We start from the raw sequence: 17,180 nt of genomic DNA, 5'->3' as shown, positions 1-17,180 counted from the left end.
ATAGCCAGCGCCTCGGGGAGGAGCAAGCGGACGTCGGCTTCTGTCGGACAAGGCGGGCCCCGGCGGATGCCGCCGGGGCCGGGGAGGTCAAGAGGTGGCGCTGCCGACGGAGGCGTGTTCCAGGGTCTGGCGCACTTCTTCCGCCCATTGCAGCCAGGCCCGTTGGTCGAGGATGCCGCGGCGCACGGTCAGGTAGTTGTAGAGGTTGTCTTCCAGGCCTTCGTCATCGAGCCGTTTGGCCAGGGCCTCGAAGGTGGCCAGGCGTTCCCGTCGCTGTTTGGCCAGCTGTTCCAGCTCAGAGAGCAGGCTCTGGGTATCCGCCAGTTGTCCGCCGGCCACTTTCACCATGAAGGCATCGCGGATGCGCGCCGGGCCGGCGGGCTTCTTTAGCCAGCGGATAAGCTCCGCCCGACCTTCGTCGGTGAGCTGGTAGAGCTTTTTATCCGGTTTCCCTTCCTGGGGCACATGGCGGTAGCTGACCATGTGCTGTTCGTTGAGCTTGCCCAACTCCAGATAGATCTGTTGATGGGTGGCGTTCCAAACCAGGCCGATGCTGTTGGCGAATTCCCTGGCGAGGTCATAGCCGCTCGCTTCCTGGTCTTGCAGTAGGACAAGAATGGCATGGCGCAATGACACGGCTGGCTCCTCGTTCGTTCGTTATCGTGATGCTGATTTGATAGTAGAGAGCCGCCGAAGCGCTGCGCAATCCGTTGTATAAGCACTTTTGTAAAAACTTAGTGACGTTCGTTCCGTTCCCGGTACGAGCGTAAGTATTTGTTATCAGAGTGTTTTCTTGGGTGAGCGAAAAGGCGGTGAGGCACCGCCTCCGGTGGTCAGTGACGCACTTGCATGTCCAGGTAATAGAGCGCGGATTGGGTCAACTGTTCGTCACTAAGATTGGGAATCACCTTGTTGATGACCCCGTAACTGGCCTTGCGGGTGGTGTCCACGCCCACCGAGGCCACCCTGCGGAGAATCGGGCCGAAGCCGAGCAGATCGATGGGTTTGTTGAAGTACCAGTGCAGGGCCTGGTCGGTGACGCCGCGCAGGTAATGGACCAGGTCCTCGCGGGCACCTTCGAAGTGACCTTCCTCGGTGCGTTCCGCCAGGCGCCGGCCGCGTTCCGCCAGGCCCGGCTCGATCGGGAAGGCCACGTACCAGAAGGCGTGTTGCGGGCCGGGGAAGCGGATGCTGTCCATGTAGTCGGCGGCGGCCCGGTTCTGGGCCAGGTCCATCTTGCGGGCACTGCGGCCGATCACCAGGCGGGTGGCCCGGGAGATGGTGTCGGCGGCCAGCCGCACCAGCCGTTGCTGGGTGGTGCCCAGGCCGGAGTAGGAGGCGGGGGTCAGAAAGAAAGCGTCCAGGGCTTCGTCGATGAAGGTGGTCATGATGTCTTCCACCACCCGGGGCTCCGGTTCGCGGGCGCCGTGGCGCATGCGTTGGATAAAGCCGTCGGTGAGCTGGTGCAGGCGGGCGCTGCTGCGGAAGGCCACGTAGGTTTTTGTTGTCATGGAAGGGGAGTCTCCGGAAGGTAAACAGCATGTATCGCGGGCAATGATAACCACCGTGGCGGCCGGGGGCGCAAGCGCCGCTTTTTTCCAATCCGGGCCTTTCCTTTAGCGCGGGAATGCCGGATCATGCGCCCCCGGATAAAGGAGTGAGCCGATGCTGACGGTGGTCACGCCGGACGCGGAACAAGTCACGCGCTGGCTGGAACAGGCCAACATTCAATACTACATCTGCGACCAGTGCCATGGCCTGCACCTGTCCGAGCTGCAGGGCCGGGAAGGGGTGGTGGACGCGCGCCTGTTCGTGGAAGAAGACGGCGTGCTGCTGTCCACCGAACTGGAACTGCGGCCCGCGGCGATCTTCGTGGCCCAGGCGGATCTGTCCCGGCTCAACGTGGATTACCCCTCCCTGAAACTGTTCCTGGACGTCAACGACGACGCCATGCCGCGCATGGTCGCCTGCGACCTGTTGTTTGGCCGTCAAGGCGTCACCTTCGACCAGTTCATCTACTTCGTGCAGGCGACGCTGGACGCCACCGTGCAGTTGCTGGAAGATTGCCAGCAGGCGGACTGGCTGATCTGGCCGGATCCGGATGACGAAGACGGCCCCGCGGAGCCCGGCGCCCTGCACTGAACCGTCTTCACCCTCACCGAGGACACGACCCTGAACAATCCTGCCGATTGGATCGGCGGCCCCGGCGGCGACCGCTGCCAGCGGCTGATCGATGATCTGGTGGCGCGCCACTACGCGGTGGCGCCGGACTATTTTCCCGCTCACCTGGTGCGCGCCCTGCGCCGCGAGGCATTGCTGCGTCATCGTCGGGGCGAGTTTCATCACGCCGGCATCGGCCGTGGCCAGGATCAGCACCGTAACACCCGGGTTCGCCGGGACCGTACCCGCTGGCTGGACGGCTCCACCCTGGCCCAGTGCCGCCTGCTCGACGAGATGGAGCACCTGCGGCTGGCGGTGAACCGGGCGTTGTTCCTGGGCTTGTTCGATCTGGAGGCGCACTTCGCGGTCTACGACCCGGGGGCCTTCTATCGCCGCCACCTGGATGCCTTCAACGGCAACAACGGCCGGGTGCTGTCCGCGGTGCTTTACCTCAACGAACAATGGCGCGACGACGAAGGCGGGCGGCTGCGGCTGTGGCCGGACCCGGACGCCGCCACCCCGGTGATGGAGGTAACGCCCCGGGCCGGCACCCTGGTGTGCTTCCTCAGCGACCGCATTCCCCACGAGGTTATGGAAGCGAGCCGCCAGCGGCTCAGCATCGCCGGCTGGTTCCGCTGCAACAACAGCACCACCCTGGCGCCGGACCCGGCCCGCTGATTGCCACCACAAGCCGCTCCCGCAGCATCGTAGGAGCGGCTTTAGCCGCGATCCTCCCCCAGCTTCAAACAACCCCTTGAAATCCGTTCCCCCACCCCTAAATAAGAAAGCGTGACAGCTTTAGCCGGCTAACCCGTCACGACACTGACTTTGTCCTTTCGGTCGCCTTCGGGGACCGTTCGAGATGGATTGGAGGTAACGTGATGAATACCTTGGCCCCCCTGTTCCGACATTCCGTGGGCTTCGACCGCTTCGACGACTGGCTGGAAAGCGTACTGCGCTCCGATCAGTCCAACGGCTATCCGCCCTACGACATCATCCGTGAGGAAGATGGCACCTACCGCGTGGTGATGGCGGTGGCCGGTTTCTCCCGGGAGGAACTGGACATCACCGTCCAGGAAAACCTGCTGCGCATTACCGGCAAGCCCCGCGAAAGCGAGGACCAGACCCGCACCTGGCTGCACCGTGGCATCGCCCGGCGCGCCTTCGAGCGCAGCTTCCGCCTCGCCGACCACGTGCAGGTGGAAGGCGCCCGCTTCGAGGACGGCCTGCTGGTGGTGGCCCTGACCCGGGTGGTGCCCGAGTCCGCCAAGCCCCGCCAGGTGCCGATCAACGGCGCCGGCGACACCCTGGATGGACCATCCGCCGAATAAATCGGCGGCTGATCGCCGGGCGCGGCCCGGGTGCTTGCAAAGCCCCGGGCCATTGGCCACAATGCGCGCTCGCTGAAAGGCGAGCGATGGCCGACCCGCCGGTCCCCCCGCAACGACAAACTGTGAACCCCGCCAGGCCCGGAAGGGAGCAACGGTAGCAGTGGACTCGTGTGCCGGGGTGCGGCTGGCGGGAAGGCCTCCATTCCTTCCCCCCCCCTTCTTTCTTCTGCTACCCGCTCAGCCTGGTTCGAACTCGGGCATTACGCGTTTCAGGAACGCGTCAAACAGCGGCACCGTGAACGCGGTATCCCCGTGGCTCGGGCTCCAGATCATCCCTTTCTGAATAAGATAGTTGCGAATCGGCGCCAGCGAGGCGGAAGTGCGCCCCGCCTTGGCGGCGATTTCGCCGCTGCGATGGGGCCCGGCACCCAGCTCCGCCATGGCCCTGAGGTAGCTCTTTTCCGCCGGGGTGAGGCGGTCGAAACGCACCATGAAGAAGCTTTGATCCAACTCCGCGATGGCCTGCTCGGTGGCTGCTTCCACATCCTGTTCCGTGATCGGGCTGGCGGTGGCCACCTTCCAGGCGCTGGCACCCCATTCCTGGAGGAAGTAAGGATAACCCCCGGTATGCGAAAGCACGGCGCGGAAGGCGCCGTCGGTGTATTCAACACCTTCCTCCAGGGCGGGTTCGATAAGCGCTTGCCGCAAGTCCTCTTCCCGGGTCAAGGGGCCCACGTCCGGGTAGTCAAACAGCCGCTCCGCGTAGGATTTGGCGTTGCCGGCGCGGCCCCGCAATTGCGGCAGGCCGGCGCCGACCATGACGATCGGCAGCTGCCGCTGGCTACAGTGATGCAGGGCGCTGATCAAGGCGGCGAGCTGGCTTTCCTCCAGATACTGAAGTTCATCGATGAACAGGGCGATGGCCACGCCCGCCTGGCGGGCCGCCAACCCGGCCTGTTCCAGCAATACCCCCAGGTCGGCTTCCAGATCGCCGTTGTCCGCCAGCCCGGGTTCCGGCTCCCGGTCCAGGCCCACCTCGATGTCGTTGAAGGTGACCTTGAGCGAGCGCGCGAAGCCCACCAGGGCACGCAGGGCGCGGTCGGCCAGGTCCCTGGCCGCCGCCACCCGGCTCAGGCCGAGCAGAACCGAGCGTAGCCGGGGAGCCAGAATGGCTGGCAGGGAGCGACCTTCCGGCGCCTCAACACGAATCGTCTGGTTGCCCCGCGCTTCGCAATCCAGCCGCATTCTGTCGAGCAGAACGGTTTTGCCCACGCCCCGCAGGCCAACCAGAATCACACTCTTCGCATGACGTCCGCGGCGAGCCCGCTCGATGGCCACGTGCACGCGCTCGCGCAAATCATCGCGACCGGCCAGGGCCGGTGGTGGCGCACCGGCGCCCGGTGCGTAAGGGTTGGTGATGGGGTTCATGCTTATAGCCAGGTTAGCAAGTTTATCTAAAAATGATAACTTCCCTAAAGTTCCTTGAAAATGCAAGGGTACAGGCCCGTTGTTTGGTCGATCCGCTGTCCCCCACCGGCGAGATTCGCTAGCATACGGGTTTTCCCGAAGCCCTGAACGCCGTCCGGCCGGAGAGCGATGAGTTATCAGGTTCTAGCCCGAAAATACCGCCCGCGCACCTTCGATGAACTGGTGGGCCAGGAGCACGTGTCCCGGGCATTGACCCATGCCCTGGACCAGGATCGCCTGCACCACGCCTATCTGTTCACCGGCACCCGCGGCGTGGGCAAGACCACCATCGCGCGGATTCTGTCGCGCTGCCTCAATTGCGAGGAGGGCGTGAGCAGCCAGCCCTGCGGTGTGTGCCCCACCTGCCAGGAGATCAACGAGGGTCGCTTCGTGGATCTGATCGAGGTGGACGCCGCCAGCCGCACCAAGGTGGAGGACACCCGCGAGCTGCTCGAGAACGTGCAGTACGCGCCCACCCGGGGCCGCTACAAGGTGTACCTGATCGATGAGGTGCACATGCTCTCGGCCCATTCCTTCAATGCGTTGCTGAAAACGCTGGAGGAACCGCCGCCCCACGTGAAGTTCCTGCTCGCCACCACCGACCCCCAGAAGATGCCGGTGACGATCCTGTCGCGCTGCCTGCAGTTCAGCCTCAAGGCGCTGCCGGCGGAACAGATCGCCGGGCACCTCAAGGCGCTGCTGGAGCGCGAGATGATCCGCTTCGAGGAGCCGGCGCTGCTGGCCCTGGGCCGCGCCGCCCAGGGCTCCATGCGCGACGCCCTCAGCCTCACCGACCAGGCCATTGCCTTCGGCGGCGAGCAGCTCACCGAGCAGGCGGTGGCGGCCATGCTCGGCACCGTGGACCGGGGCCATGTGCGCACCCTGCTGCAGGCCCTGTCCGGCGGCGAGGCCGCCGGCGTGCTGCGCGCCCTGGCGGGGATCGCCGAGCACGCCCCGGACGAGCTGGCGTTGCTCGACGAGGTGGTGTCGGCGCTCCACGAGCTGGCGGTGATCCAGGCCCTGGGCGGTGACGACGCGGAACCGGCCATGGCGGAACTGGCCGGCGCCTTCCAGGCGGAGCAGATCCAGCTGTATTACGACGTGGCCCTGCGGGGGCGCCGGGACATCCAGGAAGCGCCGGACGCCCGCGCCGCTCTGGAAATGATCCTGTTGCGCATGGTGCTGTTCTCCCCGCGTGGCGTGCTGCCCGGCGGGGAGGCCCGGGCCCCGGCAAAAAAGCCTGAGCCGGCGCCCGCCGCCGGTGCCACCGGTGACGCCCCCTCCACCGTGAACGCCCCGGCCGGGAACGCGGCGGCCAGCACGCCCACCGCGACCCCTGGTGACCTGCGCGCATTGCTCGGCGATGACCGGGCTCCCCGGCGCCCGGCCGCCGCCGAACCTGCTCCGCCCGCCCCGAGCCCGGCGCCGGCGGAGCAGGGCACCGCCGCCCGACCGGCAGCGGCGGCGCCGGCCCCGTCCCCCGGCGGCGGTGACGAGGCGCCGCCCTGGAACGAGGAGCCGCCGCCCTGGGACGAAGCGCCCCCGGCCATGATGGACGGCGCGCCGCCGGAGACGCCGGCGCCCCAGGCGGCCACGCCACCTCGGGCTCCCGCGGGCTCCCAGGCGCCGGCGCCGGACAGCGCCGAGACCGAGGCCCAGGCCGGGACCCCGGCCGCGGCGCCTGCCCCGGCCAAGGCCCAGGAACCGCCGCTGCCGCTGGCCGAGCCCGAATCCGACCACGACGTGGGCTCCTGGTGGGCGGCCCTGGTGGAGCGCCTGCCCCTGGACGGCACCGTGCGCAACCTGGCCCGTAACGCGGTGCTCGCCCAGCGTCAGGACGATCTCTGGACCCTGACGCTGGCCACCGGCCACCAGGTGCTGGTCAACCAGGAACGCACCCAGGAGCTGGCCGGCGCGCTGAGCGACTATTTCCAGCGCCGTATCCGTCTTACCCTGGAATTCGAGGCGGACGCCGGCGACACGCCGGAGGCCCTGGACCAGGCCCGCCGGCGCGAGCGCCTCGCCGAGGCGCGCCAGGCGCTGCTCGACGACGGCACCGTGAAAAACCTGATCGAACGCTTCAACGCCCGGCTGGACGAGCACAGCATCCAGCCCCGGGAAGACTGAACCGAGACCCCATCGAGGTTGCCATGGATTTCGACATGAACAATCTCCTGCAGCAGGCCCAGGCCATGCAGGAGAAAATGAAGAAGGCCCAGGAAGACGCGGCCAACGCCGAGGTCACCGGTGAAGCCGGCGCCGGCATGGTCAAGGTGGTCATGAACGGCCGCCACGACGTCAAGAGCGTGGCCATCGACGACAGCCTGATGAGCGAGGACAAGGACATGCTGGAGGACCTGCTCGCCGCTGCCGTGAACGACGCGGTGCGCCGCGTGGAGCGCCAGCAGCAGGAATCCATGAAGGGCATGGCCGATGGCTTCCCGTTCCCGCCGGGCTTCAACCCGTGAAACATCCGCCCCTGGTGGAAACCCTGATCGAGGCCTTCACCTGCCTGCCCGGGGTGGGGCCCCGCTCCGCCCAGCGCATGGCCTACACGCTGCTTGAGCGCGGCCGCGACGACGGCCGCGCCCTGTCCGCCGCCCTGTCCCAGGCCATGGACGGCGTGCGCCAGTGCAAGCGCTGCCGCAACTACGCCGAAGAGGAGCTGTGCCCGATCTGCCAGGACCCGCGCCGCGACCCGGGGCTGGTGTGCATCGTCGCCTCGCCGGCGGACGTGCTGGCGGTGGAACAATCCGGTGAATACCGGGGTCAGTATTTCGTGCTCATGGGCCAGCTTTCGCCGCTGGACGGCATCGGCCCCCGGGAGCTGGGCCTGGACGTGCTGGAAGCGCGCCTCAACGAGGGCGAGATCCAGGAGCTGATCCTGGCCACCGGCACCACCGTGGAAGGCGAGGCCACCGCCCATTACGTGCTCGATCTGGCCCGGGAAGCCGGCGTCAACGTTTCGCGCATCGCCCAGGGCGTGCCCATGGGCGGCGATCTGGAGTTTGTCGACGGCGCCACCCTGGCCCACGCCCTGCGCGGCCGCCGCCCCTTCTCCAACTGACCGCTGCGGCGCTACACTGGCGGCCAGGAAACACCCACCCTCAATCCAGGAAGGACCCGCGATGAAAACCGTTCTGGTCACCGGCGGCGCCGGTTACATCGGCTCCCACACCGTACTGCGGCTGCTCGAGGACGGGCACCCGGTGGTGGTGCTCGACAACCTGTCCAACGGCAGCCGCGAGGCGCTGCGCCGGGTGGAAGCCCTGACCGGCCGCCAGGTGGTGTTCGAGGAAGGCGACATCCGCGACGGCGCGCTGCTCGACCGGCTGTTCGGCGAGCACGAGGTGGGCGCGGTGATCCACTTCGCCGGCCTCAAGGCGGTGGGCGAATCCGTGGCCCAGCCGCTGCGCTACTATGACTGCAACGTGGTCGGCTCGCTGCGCCTGCTCGAAGCCATGGAGCGCGCCGGCGTGCGCACCCTGGTGTTCAGCTCCTCGGCCACCGTCTACGGCGACCCGGCCACGGTACCGATCCGCGAGGACTTCCCGCTCAGCACCACCAACCCCTACGGCGCCACCAAACTGCACATCGAGGACATGCTGCGAGACCTGCATGTGGCCGACCCGTCCTGGCGCATTGCCCTGCTGCGCTACTTCAACCCGGTGGGCGCCCACGAAAGCGGCCGCATCGGCGAGGACCCCAGCGACATCCCCAACAACCTGATGCCCTACGTGGCCCAGGTGGCGGTGGGCAAGCGCGAACAACTGAGCGTGTTCGGAGGCGACTACGACACCCCCGACGGCACCGGCGTGCGCGACTACATCCACGTCATGGACCTGGCCCAGGGCCACCTGGCGGCCATGGACGCGCTGCTGGAGCAGGGCGGCCTGATCACCACCAACCTGGGCACCGGCCGTGGCTACAGCGTGCTGGAAATGGTCCAGGCCTTCGCCCGCGCCAGCGGCCGCGAGGTACCCTACCGCATCGTCGAGCGCCGCCCCGGCGACGTGGCGGTGTGCTACGCCGACCCGGCCCACGCCGAGAAGGTCCTGGGCTGGCGCGCCCGGCGCGGCATCGACGAAATGTGCGCGGATCACTGGCGCTGGCAGGAGCGCAATCCCAACGGTTACCGCTAGTCCGCGTAAACAGTTGTCGCGCCATGATGGCGTGAACAAGTCGTAAAAAATTCAAAAATCCCCCTGATCCGGGGGTGTTTTACCGACTGCGTCTCGGTTCCATCGGCGCTCTGTGTGGCACCTTCTGCCCGACCCGTTTTGGACCGGATGCAGTATGGCGCCACGCCAAATTCAGCCCCCCGAACCGTTGCCGGCGCAGGATGACCGGCTCGCTCCGCAGGACGCTTTTCAATGGGCACGCGATGCCATGACGGCGCGCCAGTGGGACGCCGCCGCGCGCCGTTGGGCGACCCTGCGCGCCGTTTACCCGAACCACGCCCCGGTATGGATTCAGGCGGCGGTGGCCTATAAACAATTGGGCCGCCATGATGATGCCGCCGCTTTGCTGGACGAAGCCCGCCGCCGTTTTCCGTCTCACGCGGGGGGCTGGGTGCAGGGCGCCAACGTGGCCCTGGCCCGGGGCGACCACGGCGAAGCCGCGCGCCTGCTGGCCGAGGCCCGCTGCCGTTTCCCCGATGATCCGCCGGTCTGGCTGCGCAGCGCCGGGCTCGCCCTGGCCGACGGCGACCCGGACGCCGCCCTGGTGTTCAACCGCCACGTCCGTGAAGCGTTCCCGGACGACCCCGGCGGCCTCGCCCAATACGCGGAACTGGCCATGGAAGCCGGTGATTGGGAGGAAGCCCTGACCCGCTGGGCCCGGGTACGCGAACGGTTTCCGAATCTGCCCGCCGGCTATCGCCGCGCCGCCGACGCCGAGGAGCGGCTCGGCCGCCCCCGGGAAGCCCGGCGCTTGCGCCTGGCGGAGGAGCACGGCACCGACTGGCTGGCCGAGCTCGACGCCGCCGCGCCGCCTCCGGTAGCGCCACCGCGCCGCCGCGACGGCCGCAACTTCATTGATCTGGTGCTCACCAAGGCGCGCCTGAATCTCAAATCCGAAGCCAACCGCAATCATCTGCGTTACCTCTGGTGGGTGCTTGATCCACTGCTTTACATGGCGGTGTTCTACGTAGTGTTCGGCCTGCTGCTGCATCGCGGCGGCGAGGGCTTTGTCGCCTATCTGCTCACCGGCCTGGTGCCGTTCCAATGGTTCGCCAAGACCATCCAGCACGCCTCCAACACCATCGTCGAAGGGCGCGGCCTGATGAACCAGGTGCGCATTTCGCCGCTGTTCTTCCCACTGGTGGCGGTGGCCCAGAACGCCGGCAAGCAAACCCTGGTATTCCTGATGCTGGCGGTGTTCCTGGTGGTCTACGGGCTGCCGCCCACGCCGCACTGGCTGGCACTGGCGCCGGTGGTGGCGCTGCAGCTTGCGTTCATGGTGGTGGTGGGCTGCGCGCTCGCCATGCTGATTCCATTCGTGCGCGACCTGCTCAACCTGGTGCCCACCGGTCTCCAGTTCCTGCTGTTCTGCAGCGGCGTGTTCTACACCCTGGACACCATTCCGGAACGTTGGCGCGACCTGTTCCTGGCCAACCCCATGGCCAATCTCCTGCACCAATACCGGCGCATTCTGCTGGACCATCAATGGCCGGACTGGAGCCAGCTGGGCTGGCTGGCGCTGGGCTGCGCGCTGGGCCTGGTGGCCGTGCTGCTCGCCTACCGGCGTCTTGAAGGGGTATTCCCCCGGGTGGTGATCGAATGACGGCGCCAGTGGTGATTTCCGCGCGGGAGCTGGGTGTGCGATATAAGCGGCGAGGCGGGATATTCAGGCCGACCCGTTACCATCAAGCGTTCCAGGACGTGAGCTTCGATCTCCATGAAGGCGAGACCCTGGCACTAGTGGGCCGCAATGGCGCGGGCAAGTCCTCCTTGCTCAAAGTGTTGGCGGGTATTCTACGGCCCGATCAGGGAACGCTGGTCAATCACGGGGTCAGTGTCTCCCTCCTTACTTTGCAGGCCGGCTTCGACGGAGAGTTACCGGGCACCGACAACGCGGTGCTCAGCGCCATGCTGCTCGGTTACACCCGCAAGCAGGCACGCGCCTCACTGGAAAGGGTCGCCGATTTCAGCGAACTGGGTGAATTCATGCATGAGCCGGTGAAGACCTATTCCGCCGGCATGCGGGCCCGCCTGGGCTTCGCGGTGGCCATGTTCTTGTCTCCCGGCGTGTTGCTGATTGACGAAGCCCTCAGCGTGGGTGACCGCCATTTCCGTCGCAAGGCGGAGTTGGAAATGACCAGGAAAATCCACTCCAGGCAAACCGTGGTGCTGGTTTCTCACTCGGAGGAGCAGGTCAAAAAGCTGGCCGACCGGGTGATCGATCTGGACCGGAAAGGGGGGAGCTATGTGGTTTAGGCGATCACGGCGGCGACCAGAACTCTACCTGCATATCGGCCAACCCAAGTCGGGGACTACTTCCCTGCAGGACTTTCTGGCGCAGGAAAGGAGTAGGCTCCAGCAGCAGGGTTTTCTCTACCCCCGCCTGCGCCATGTCGATAACGACAATGCCCAGCATGCACTGTCCTACGAGTTGCGCGAGAAGACGGTGAAAGGGCTGCGCATGACGCCTCATGATGTCTCTCGTGATGCTGGTGTGTGGGAACAGTTGACGCATCAGGTCAAACACACGGACTGCCGTCGCGTGATTCTCAGCTCGGAGGATTTCTATTTCCTGGATCAAGCCTCAAGACTGCGCCGGTCGGCGCTCGCCGTGCTGGCGGACCGGCTCAGGCCAATGTTTGACTCGATAACCGTGGTGGCTTACCTGCGCAGGCAGGACCAGCATGTTGAGTCATGGTGCAATGAGCTGATCAAGTTTGGTTTCAATCAATCGACCCGCGATATCGCCTCCCTCGCCGACACCCTGCCAGCCTGCCACAGCGATTATCGGGCACTGAGGAAGAGCTGGGTCAGGCGGTTCGGCGAGCAAGCGGTGATTTTCAAGCCTTTCCAGCGGGATCGGCTCAAAAATGGCAGCGTGGTGGATGATTTTTGCGACTTCATTGGGTATCAGCCATCCGAAAGGCTGAGCGGTTTTGAAGATCGTAATCCGCGTCTGACCCGCCTCGGCTTTGAGATTGTCCGGCACCTGAATCGCTTCGAGCATTCTTTGGACGTACACCAGAGAGCGGTGCATTTGATCCGTGAATCGGCCGGCGAGTCGCGTCACGACCCAGGGGCCGGAGAGCCTTACCAGTACTTCAATGCCCCGTTGCGAGAACTGTGGCGGAGTTCAAACCAGGCTCTGCCCATGAACTTCGAGGACCCGCTTTTCGAGCGTCAACCGGAACAACGGCGTGACTACTGTCTCTGGCGGTCCTCGGATCTGGATGACGCGGAATACGCCGCCACGCGGGCCCGTAACCGGGATGACCGGTGCACGGCGGCAGCCGGTGCACTGATCGTCGCCGCGATTGATGTAATGAGGAAAAAATAGCATGTCGTTCAAACTGCACGAATGTCTTCTGCCCGATGGCAAACTGTGCGCTGATCTTCCCCTTTATGCCCGCCTCGGTGGACAGAGCAGCTATTCGTTCACGGAGCGGACGTTGTATCTGGAGGCCGGCGGCGTCAGCCGTTTCAACACCTATTTTGGTGCGTTCAGTCTGGGCAAATGGCAACGCCATACCCGGTTGCGAAGCCTGAACATGTCGCTGGACCTGGCAGGTGAGGCGCTGGTTCGCGTGTGGGGTGCTAACCCGGCCGGCGGCGAGGAGTTGGTGAAGGAGTGGCACGTCACCGGTGCTTCACCGGACCAGCGCTTCGCGATCAGCGACGCGGTGGCGACGCTGCCTTACGAATCCTTGTACCTGGAGATCGCGGCACTGAAGCCGACGCGGGTTGGCGGCGTCGCTTTCACCACCGAGCAGGACAGAAGCAGGGAGGTGGGGCTGGCGATCGTCATTACCACCTTTAACCGTTTCCAGGACATCGCGGCCACGGCGCGCCGTTTACACGGCTTTCTCGACCGGGCCCACGACCGCGATATCTGGATCAAGGTGTTCATCGTCAACAATGGCGACCCCATCGACGTAGAAGAAAGCGAGCACCTCAAGGTACTGGATAACCCCAACCTGGGCGGTGCCGGCGGCTTTGCCAGGGGGCTCTCCGAGGCGAAGGCGCTGCCGGGGTGTACCCATTGCCTGTTCATGGACGACGATGCCGCCTGTGAAGTAACGGCGCTGGAACGCGCCCACGCCTTTCTGTCCTATTCCGAGGATCCCGCCTTGAGCATCGCCGGCGCGATGCTGAGGAAGGAATCGAAATTCATCCAGCACGAAGCCGGCGCCGCCTTCGACGGTCTCGTGCGACCGCTTAAAAACGGGCTTGATCTGCGTGATTACGCTCAGGTGCTGGACAACGAAACGCCAGTGCACGTGGATTACGGCGCCTGGTGGTTTTTCCTGTTTCCTGTTCAACGAGCCCATCGTTTTCCCTTCCCGTTCTTCGTACGCGGCGACGACATCGAATTTTCCCTGAGCCATGATTTTCGCATTGTCACCCTGAATGGCATCGCCACCTGGCAGGAGGATTTCGCCGCCAAGGCGGGTCCCATGGTGACCTACCTTTCGACGCGCTCCACGCTAGCCACGGCGCTACTGCACGGTGGCTGGGGCAGGGTGCTTCTGTGGTTCGCCGGCGCGGCGATGAAATCATCCTTCGCGCTTTGTTATGACCGGACCATGGCCCAGTGCCAGGCGGCCATGGACGTGCTCGCCGGGCCGGATTTCTGGGCCGAGCACATTGATCTCAGCGAGCGACGGGGCCGGCTCAAGGCGCAAACACGCTACGAGCACCCGGTGGATGAGGACGCGGAGCGGTTGCTCGACGATTTTCAGTTCCATAAGGAAGAAAGTATCGGCCACCGTTGCTTCAGGTTCGCCACGCTCAATGGCCACCTTCTGCCGGCCCGCTTGTTCAAACGACGGAGCATCGTGTCCGCCGAGTTTTCCTTGTCGCCGTTCGCTCGCGTGGCGTTCCGGCGCCAGGGGGTGTTGTACAAAGACGCCGGACGCCCGGTTTTCCTGGCCCGGCACGATAAACGTTATTTCTTTTCCGTGGCCTGGCGGTCACTGGCCCTTTGGTGCCGTTTGATCTGGCACGGCCGTCGCCTGCGTCGTGCCTATCGGCATGCGCACGGTGATCTGACCAGTGAGGTTTTCTGGAAGCAGCAGTTCGGCGAATGATGCCGGTTTTGGAGGCAGTATGAATATCTTGATGGTGGGCGCGGGCTTTTCCTGCGCGGTAATCGGGCGTGAGCTGGCCAATGCGGGCCATTCCGTGACGCTGGTGGAGCAGCGCGATCACATCGCCGGCAACTGCCACACCGAGCGCGATCCGGACACCGGTGTCATGGTGCATGTCTACGGGCCGCATATCTTTCACACCGACGACCGGGAAGTGTGGGACTACGTGGGGCATTTCAGCCGCTTCATGCCCTATGTGAACCGGGTGAAGAGCACCGTGGGCGGGCGCGTCTATCTGTTGCCGATCAATCTGCACACCATTAACCAGTTCTTCGGCACCACCCTGCGGCCCGAGGAGGCCCGCGAGTTCATCGAGTCCCAGGCCGCCACCGACATCGACCAGCCGAGCACCTTCGAGGAGCAGGGCATGCGCTTCGTCGGGGCGGATCTGTACAAGGCGTTCTTCCACGGCTATACCAAGAAGCAGTGGGGCTGTGATCCCTCGGAGTTGCCGGCCAGCATCCTCAAGCGGCTGCCGGTGCGTTTCAACTACAACGACAACTACTTCTTCCACCGTTTCCAGGGCATGCCGGAACACGGCTACACGGCGCTGGTGGAAGGCATACTCGATCACCCGCGTATGCAGGTGCACCTGAATACCCCGTTCGACCCGGCCATGGCCCGGGACTACGACCATGTGTTCTATTCCGGCCCGCTGGACGGCTACTTCGATTACAGCGAGGGCCGCCTGGGTTACCGCACCCTGGACTTCGAACGCTTTACCCATGACGGCGATTACCAGGGTTGCGCGGTAATGAACTATGGCGATGAAGCGGTGCCGTACACGCGCATCACCGAGCACAAGCATTTCTCTCCCTGGGAGGAGCACCGCGCCAGTGTCTGCTACCGGGAATACAGCCGCGCCTGCGGCCCGGACGACATTCCCTATTACCCGATCCGGCTGGTCAACGAGAAGGCCATGCTGTCGCGCTATGTGGCCAAGGCGGAAGGCAGTGAAGGCGTCACCTTCGTGGGACGGCTCGGCACCTACCGGTATCTGGACATGGACGTCACTATCCGCGAGGCGCTGGATAGCGCCCGTGCGTTCCTGGACCACGAAGCCCGTGGAGAGCCGCAGCCGGCGTTCTTCACCCGGCCGCTGTAAGCCGCCACTCCTTTTTGCGACGTAGAGGTGCACGCATGAACAACCGACTGGCCGCCGTGGTGGTCACCTTCAACCGCCTCGCGCATCTACGGACCTGCGTGGCGGCGCTGCTGGAACAGGACTGCGATGCCATCCTGGTGGTGGACAACGGTTCCACCGACGGCACCCGGGAATGGCTGAGCGAGCAGGCCGAGCGTCACGAGCGCCTGGACTTGCTGCCCATGCCGCGCAATCTGGGCGGCGCCGGCGGCTTCGAGGTGGGCTTCTGGCACGCCCAGGCCCGCTACCGGCCGGAGTGGATCGTGTGCTTCGACGACGATGCCCATCCGCAGCCCGGCGCCTTCCGTGCCTTTCTGGACTCCGACCTGGACGGCGTGGACGCCGCGGCGGCGGCGGTCTACTACCCGGACGGCCGCATCTGCGAGATGAACCGGCCCAGCCGCAATCCGTTCTGGCACTGGCGGTTGTTCCTACGCACTCTGCTTGGTGGGCGCGACGGTTTTCATATCGACGACCAGGATTACCAGGCCGGGCACGCGATCCCGGTGGACGCCACGTCCTTCGTGGGCTTCTTCGTGCGCGGCGAAATGCTGCAGGAGGTGGGGCTGCCGGCGGGGGAACTGTTCATCTACGGCGACGACGTGCTCTATTCGTTGAACATCAGCCGTGCCGGCCGCCGCATACGCTTCCTGCCCTGGGTGCGCTTCACCCACGATTGCAGCACTTTCGATGACGACGAACCGGTATATCGGCCCCTGTGGAAAGCGTACTACACCTATCGCAACGGTCTGCGGGTCTACCACGCCGCCGCCGGCTGGCTGTTCTGGGGCATCGCCCCGCTGAAAATACTGCAGTGGACGCTCAAGGCCCGTTTCTACCAGGCCCCGGGAACCTACCTCCGAGTATTGGGCATGGCGCTGGGCGATGCCATCCGGCGCCGCTACGACCGGCCCCACGACAGCGTGGTGCGGCTGTGCGAGAACGGTGAACGTTCCCTGGACGCCGCCTAGGACAGCCAGCCGAGCCGGCGCGCCAGCCCGGGCAGCCGGCTGCGCAGCAGGCCGCGCACCGCGTAATGCGCGAAGTAGTAGAGGCTCGCGGGCAGGGACAGCCCCTCCACCTCCCGATACAGCCGCCAGTTGTAGCCGGCGCTGCGGGTCTTGTTGGCGGACAGGGATTGTCCGCGCACCCGGTAGCGGGTCCAGGCCCGGTCGATGCCATAGGCATAGGGCGTGCGTTTGAGCAGGCGCAGCCACAAACCGAAATCCTGGCGCCGGCGAATGTCCGGCATCAGCACCTTGCCCAGTGTCTCGCTGTCGTAGATGGCGGTGGAACAGCCGATGTAGTTGGTCTTCAGCAACTGCCGGTAAGCGACCCGCTCCGGCACGCCCACCCGACCCAGTTGCCGCTCCTCGCCGTCCACCTTGTGGTAGGCGGTGAAGGTCAAAGCCCAGCCCCACTCGCGCATCAACGCCAGCTGGCCGGACAGTTTGTTGGGCAGCCACAGGTCGTCGGCGTCCAGGAAGGCGATGTAGCGACCGCGCGCCAGCTCGATGCCGCGGTTACGGGCCCGCGCCGCGCCGCCGTTCTCCACCATGCGCACATAACGCACCCGGGCATCCCGCTCCGCGAAGCCGCGCGCCACCGCCTCGGTGGCATCGCCGGAGCAATCATCCACCAGCAGCAGCTCCCAGTCATCGAAGTCCTGGGCCAGAATCGACGCCACCGTGCCCGGCAACGTGTCGGCGGCGTTGTAGCAGGGGGTGATAATGGAAACGCTGGGGCTCAT

Annotated in this window: 17 protein-coding genes and 1 other RNA gene; 14 read left to right on the top strand and 4 right to left on the bottom strand. The window is 65.5% G+C overall.

Going from position 1 to position 17,180, the window contains the following annotated elements; translation table 11 throughout:
- Nucleotides 1-87: 87 nt before the first annotated feature.
- On the bottom strand, nucleotides 88-636 hold the full coding sequence (locus tag HMJ39_RS13030) for a PadR family transcriptional regulator (protein ID WP_161384954.1): 549 nt from the start codon (nucleotides 634-636) through the stop codon (nucleotides 88-90).
- 197 nt (nucleotides 637-833) lie between these two features.
- Nucleotides 834-1,511 (bottom strand): hypothetical protein, encoded by a 678-nt coding sequence (locus HMJ39_RS13025; protein ID WP_161384953.1) that lies wholly within the window; start codon nucleotides 1,509-1,511, stop codon nucleotides 834-836.
- 154 nt (nucleotides 1,512-1,665) lie between these two features.
- On the opposite strand from HMJ39_RS13025, the gene HMJ39_RS13020 reads away from it, so the two are divergent.
- The 4 genes from HMJ39_RS13020 to ffs all read left to right on the top strand — a co-directional run bounded on the left by HMJ39_RS13020 (nucleotide 1,666) and on the right by ffs (nucleotide 3,684).
- Nucleotides 1,666-2,142 carry a YbjN domain-containing protein gene (locus HMJ39_RS13020; RefSeq protein ID WP_161384952.1) on the top strand — a complete coding sequence of 159 codons (477 nt, stop codon included), beginning with the start codon at nucleotides 1,666-1,668 and terminating at the stop codon, nucleotides 2,140-2,142.
- Nucleotides 2,143-2,241: 99 nt separating this feature from the next.
- A complete protein-coding gene (locus HMJ39_RS13015; protein ID WP_256245187.1) occupies nucleotides 2,242-2,838 on the top strand; it encodes a 2OG-Fe(II) oxygenase in 597 nt (198 codons plus the stop codon).
- A gap of 203 nt (nucleotides 2,839-3,041) precedes the next feature.
- Nucleotides 3,042-3,491, top strand: a complete 450-nt coding sequence (locus HMJ39_RS13010) for an Hsp20 family protein (RefSeq protein ID WP_194297651.1) — start codon at nucleotides 3,042-3,044, stop codon at nucleotides 3,489-3,491.
- 96 nt (nucleotides 3,492-3,587) lie between these two features.
- Nucleotides 3,588-3,684, top strand: an RNA gene (gene ffs / locus HMJ39_RS13005) — signal recognition particle sRNA small type.
- A gap of 44 nt (nucleotides 3,685-3,728) precedes the next feature.
- Here ffs and HMJ39_RS13000 read toward each other — a convergent pair.
- Nucleotides 3,729-4,919 carry an ATP-binding protein gene (locus HMJ39_RS13000; RefSeq protein WP_194297650.1) on the bottom strand — a complete coding sequence of 397 codons (1,191 nt, stop codon included), beginning with the start codon at nucleotides 4,917-4,919 and terminating at the stop codon, nucleotides 3,729-3,731.
- 168 nt (nucleotides 4,920-5,087) lie between these two features.
- Here HMJ39_RS13000 and dnaX point away from each other — a divergent pair, with 168 nt between their 5' ends.
- From dnaX to HMJ39_RS12950, 10 genes are all read left to right on the top strand, one after another.
- Nucleotides 5,088-7,085 (top strand): DNA polymerase III subunit gamma/tau, encoded by a 1,998-nt coding sequence (gene dnaX, locus HMJ39_RS12995; RefSeq protein ID WP_194297649.1) that lies wholly within the window; start codon nucleotides 5,088-5,090, stop codon nucleotides 7,083-7,085.
- A gap of 23 nt (nucleotides 7,086-7,108) precedes the next feature.
- The gene (locus HMJ39_RS12990; RefSeq protein WP_161384948.1) at nucleotides 7,109-7,426 is read left to right on the top strand and encodes a YbaB/EbfC family nucleoid-associated protein; all 318 of its coding nucleotides are present in this window, start codon (nucleotides 7,109-7,111) and stop codon (nucleotides 7,424-7,426) included.
- A complete protein-coding gene (gene recR, locus HMJ39_RS12985) occupies nucleotides 7,423-8,025 on the top strand; it encodes a recombination mediator RecR (RefSeq protein WP_194297648.1) in 603 nt (200 codons plus the stop codon). Before HMJ39_RS12990 ends, recR begins: the two co-directional genes overlap by 4 nt.
- Nucleotides 8,026-8,086: 61 nt before the next feature.
- A complete protein-coding gene (gene galE, locus HMJ39_RS12980; RefSeq protein WP_194297647.1) occupies nucleotides 8,087-9,100 on the top strand; it encodes a UDP-glucose 4-epimerase GalE in 1,014 nt (337 codons plus the stop codon).
- Nucleotides 9,101-9,254: 154 nt separating this feature from the next.
- Nucleotides 9,255-10,742, top strand: coding sequence for a tetratricopeptide repeat protein (locus HMJ39_RS12975; protein WP_194297646.1), 1,488 nt, complete (start codon nucleotides 9,255-9,257; stop codon nucleotides 10,740-10,742).
- A gap of 98 nt (nucleotides 10,743-10,840) precedes the next feature.
- Nucleotides 10,841-11,395, top strand: a complete 555-nt coding sequence (locus HMJ39_RS12970; protein WP_323370900.1) for an ABC transporter ATP-binding protein — start codon at nucleotides 10,841-10,843, stop codon at nucleotides 11,393-11,395.
- On the top strand, nucleotides 11,385-12,476 hold the full coding sequence (locus tag HMJ39_RS12965; protein ID WP_194297645.1) for a hypothetical protein: 1,092 nt from the start codon (nucleotides 11,385-11,387) through the stop codon (nucleotides 12,474-12,476). The genes HMJ39_RS12970 and HMJ39_RS12965 overlap by 11 nt, the downstream gene beginning before the upstream one ends.
- A gap of 1 nt (nucleotide 12,477) precedes the next feature.
- On the top strand, nucleotides 12,478-14,226 hold the full coding sequence (locus tag HMJ39_RS12960; RefSeq protein ID WP_194297644.1) for a glycosyltransferase: 1,749 nt from the start codon (nucleotides 12,478-12,480) through the stop codon (nucleotides 14,224-14,226).
- Between the two features lie 19 nt (nucleotides 14,227-14,245).
- Entirely contained in the window at nucleotides 14,246-15,391 is a 1,146-nt protein-coding gene (gene glf, locus HMJ39_RS12955) for a UDP-galactopyranose mutase (RefSeq protein WP_194297643.1), read from the top strand.
- A gap of 35 nt (nucleotides 15,392-15,426) precedes the next feature.
- Nucleotides 15,427-16,401, top strand: coding sequence for a glycosyltransferase (locus HMJ39_RS12950; protein WP_194297642.1), 975 nt, complete (start codon nucleotides 15,427-15,429; stop codon nucleotides 16,399-16,401).
- Here HMJ39_RS12950 and HMJ39_RS12945 read toward each other — a convergent pair.
- Nucleotides 16,398-17,180 (bottom strand): glycosyltransferase family 2 protein, encoded by a 783-nt coding sequence (locus HMJ39_RS12945; RefSeq protein WP_194297641.1) that lies wholly within the window; start codon nucleotides 17,178-17,180, stop codon nucleotides 16,398-16,400. The two genes, HMJ39_RS12950 and HMJ39_RS12945, sit on opposite strands and share 4 nt — an antisense overlap.

The organism is Alloalcanivorax profundimaris (genome assembly GCF_015265435.1).
Lineage (GTDB): Bacteria > Pseudomonadota > Gammaproteobacteria > Pseudomonadales > Alcanivoracaceae > Alloalcanivorax > Alloalcanivorax profundimaris.
Note: the sequence above shows the minus strand (reverse complement) of the source record. Positions and strands in the feature narration are given on the sequence as shown.

Excerpts from the sequence above, each read along its gene's own strand:
- HMJ39_RS13025 (WP_161384953.1), bottom strand. The coding sequence starts at position 1,511 with ATGACAACAAAAACCTACGTGGCCTTCCGCAGCAGCGCCCGCCTGCAC.
- HMJ39_RS13020 (WP_161384952.1), top strand. The coding sequence starts at position 1,666 with ATGCTGACGGTGGTCACGCCGGACGCGGAACAAGTCACGCGCTGGCTG.
- HMJ39_RS13010 (WP_194297651.1), top strand. The coding sequence starts at position 3,042 with ATGAATACCTTGGCCCCCCTGTTCCGACATTCCGTGGGCTTCGACCGC.
- HMJ39_RS13000 (WP_194297650.1), bottom strand. The coding sequence starts at position 4,919 with ATGAACCCCATCACCAACCCTTACGCACCGGGCGCCGGTGCGCCACCA.
- dnaX (WP_194297649.1), top strand. The coding sequence starts at position 5,088 with ATGAGTTATCAGGTTCTAGCCCGAAAATACCGCCCGCGCACCTTCGAT.
- HMJ39_RS12990 (WP_161384948.1), top strand. The coding sequence starts at position 7,109 with ATGGATTTCGACATGAACAATCTCCTGCAGCAGGCCCAGGCCATGCAG.
- galE (WP_194297647.1), top strand. The coding sequence starts at position 8,087 with ATGAAAACCGTTCTGGTCACCGGCGGCGCCGGTTACATCGGCTCCCAC.
- HMJ39_RS12975 (WP_194297646.1), top strand. The coding sequence starts at position 9,255 with ATGGCGCCACGCCAAATTCAGCCCCCCGAACCGTTGCCGGCGCAGGAT.
- HMJ39_RS12965 (WP_194297645.1), top strand. The coding sequence starts at position 11,385 with ATGTGGTTTAGGCGATCACGGCGGCGACCAGAACTCTACCTGCATATC.
- HMJ39_RS12960 (WP_194297644.1), top strand. The coding sequence starts at position 12,478 with ATGTCGTTCAAACTGCACGAATGTCTTCTGCCCGATGGCAAACTGTGC.
- glf (WP_194297643.1), top strand. The coding sequence starts at position 14,246 with ATGAATATCTTGATGGTGGGCGCGGGCTTTTCCTGCGCGGTAATCGGG.
- HMJ39_RS12950 (WP_194297642.1), top strand. The coding sequence starts at position 15,427 with ATGAACAACCGACTGGCCGCCGTGGTGGTCACCTTCAACCGCCTCGCG.
- HMJ39_RS12945 (WP_194297641.1), bottom strand. The coding sequence starts at position 17,180 with ATGAGCCCCAGCGTTTCCATTATCACCCCCTGCTACAACGCCGCCGAC.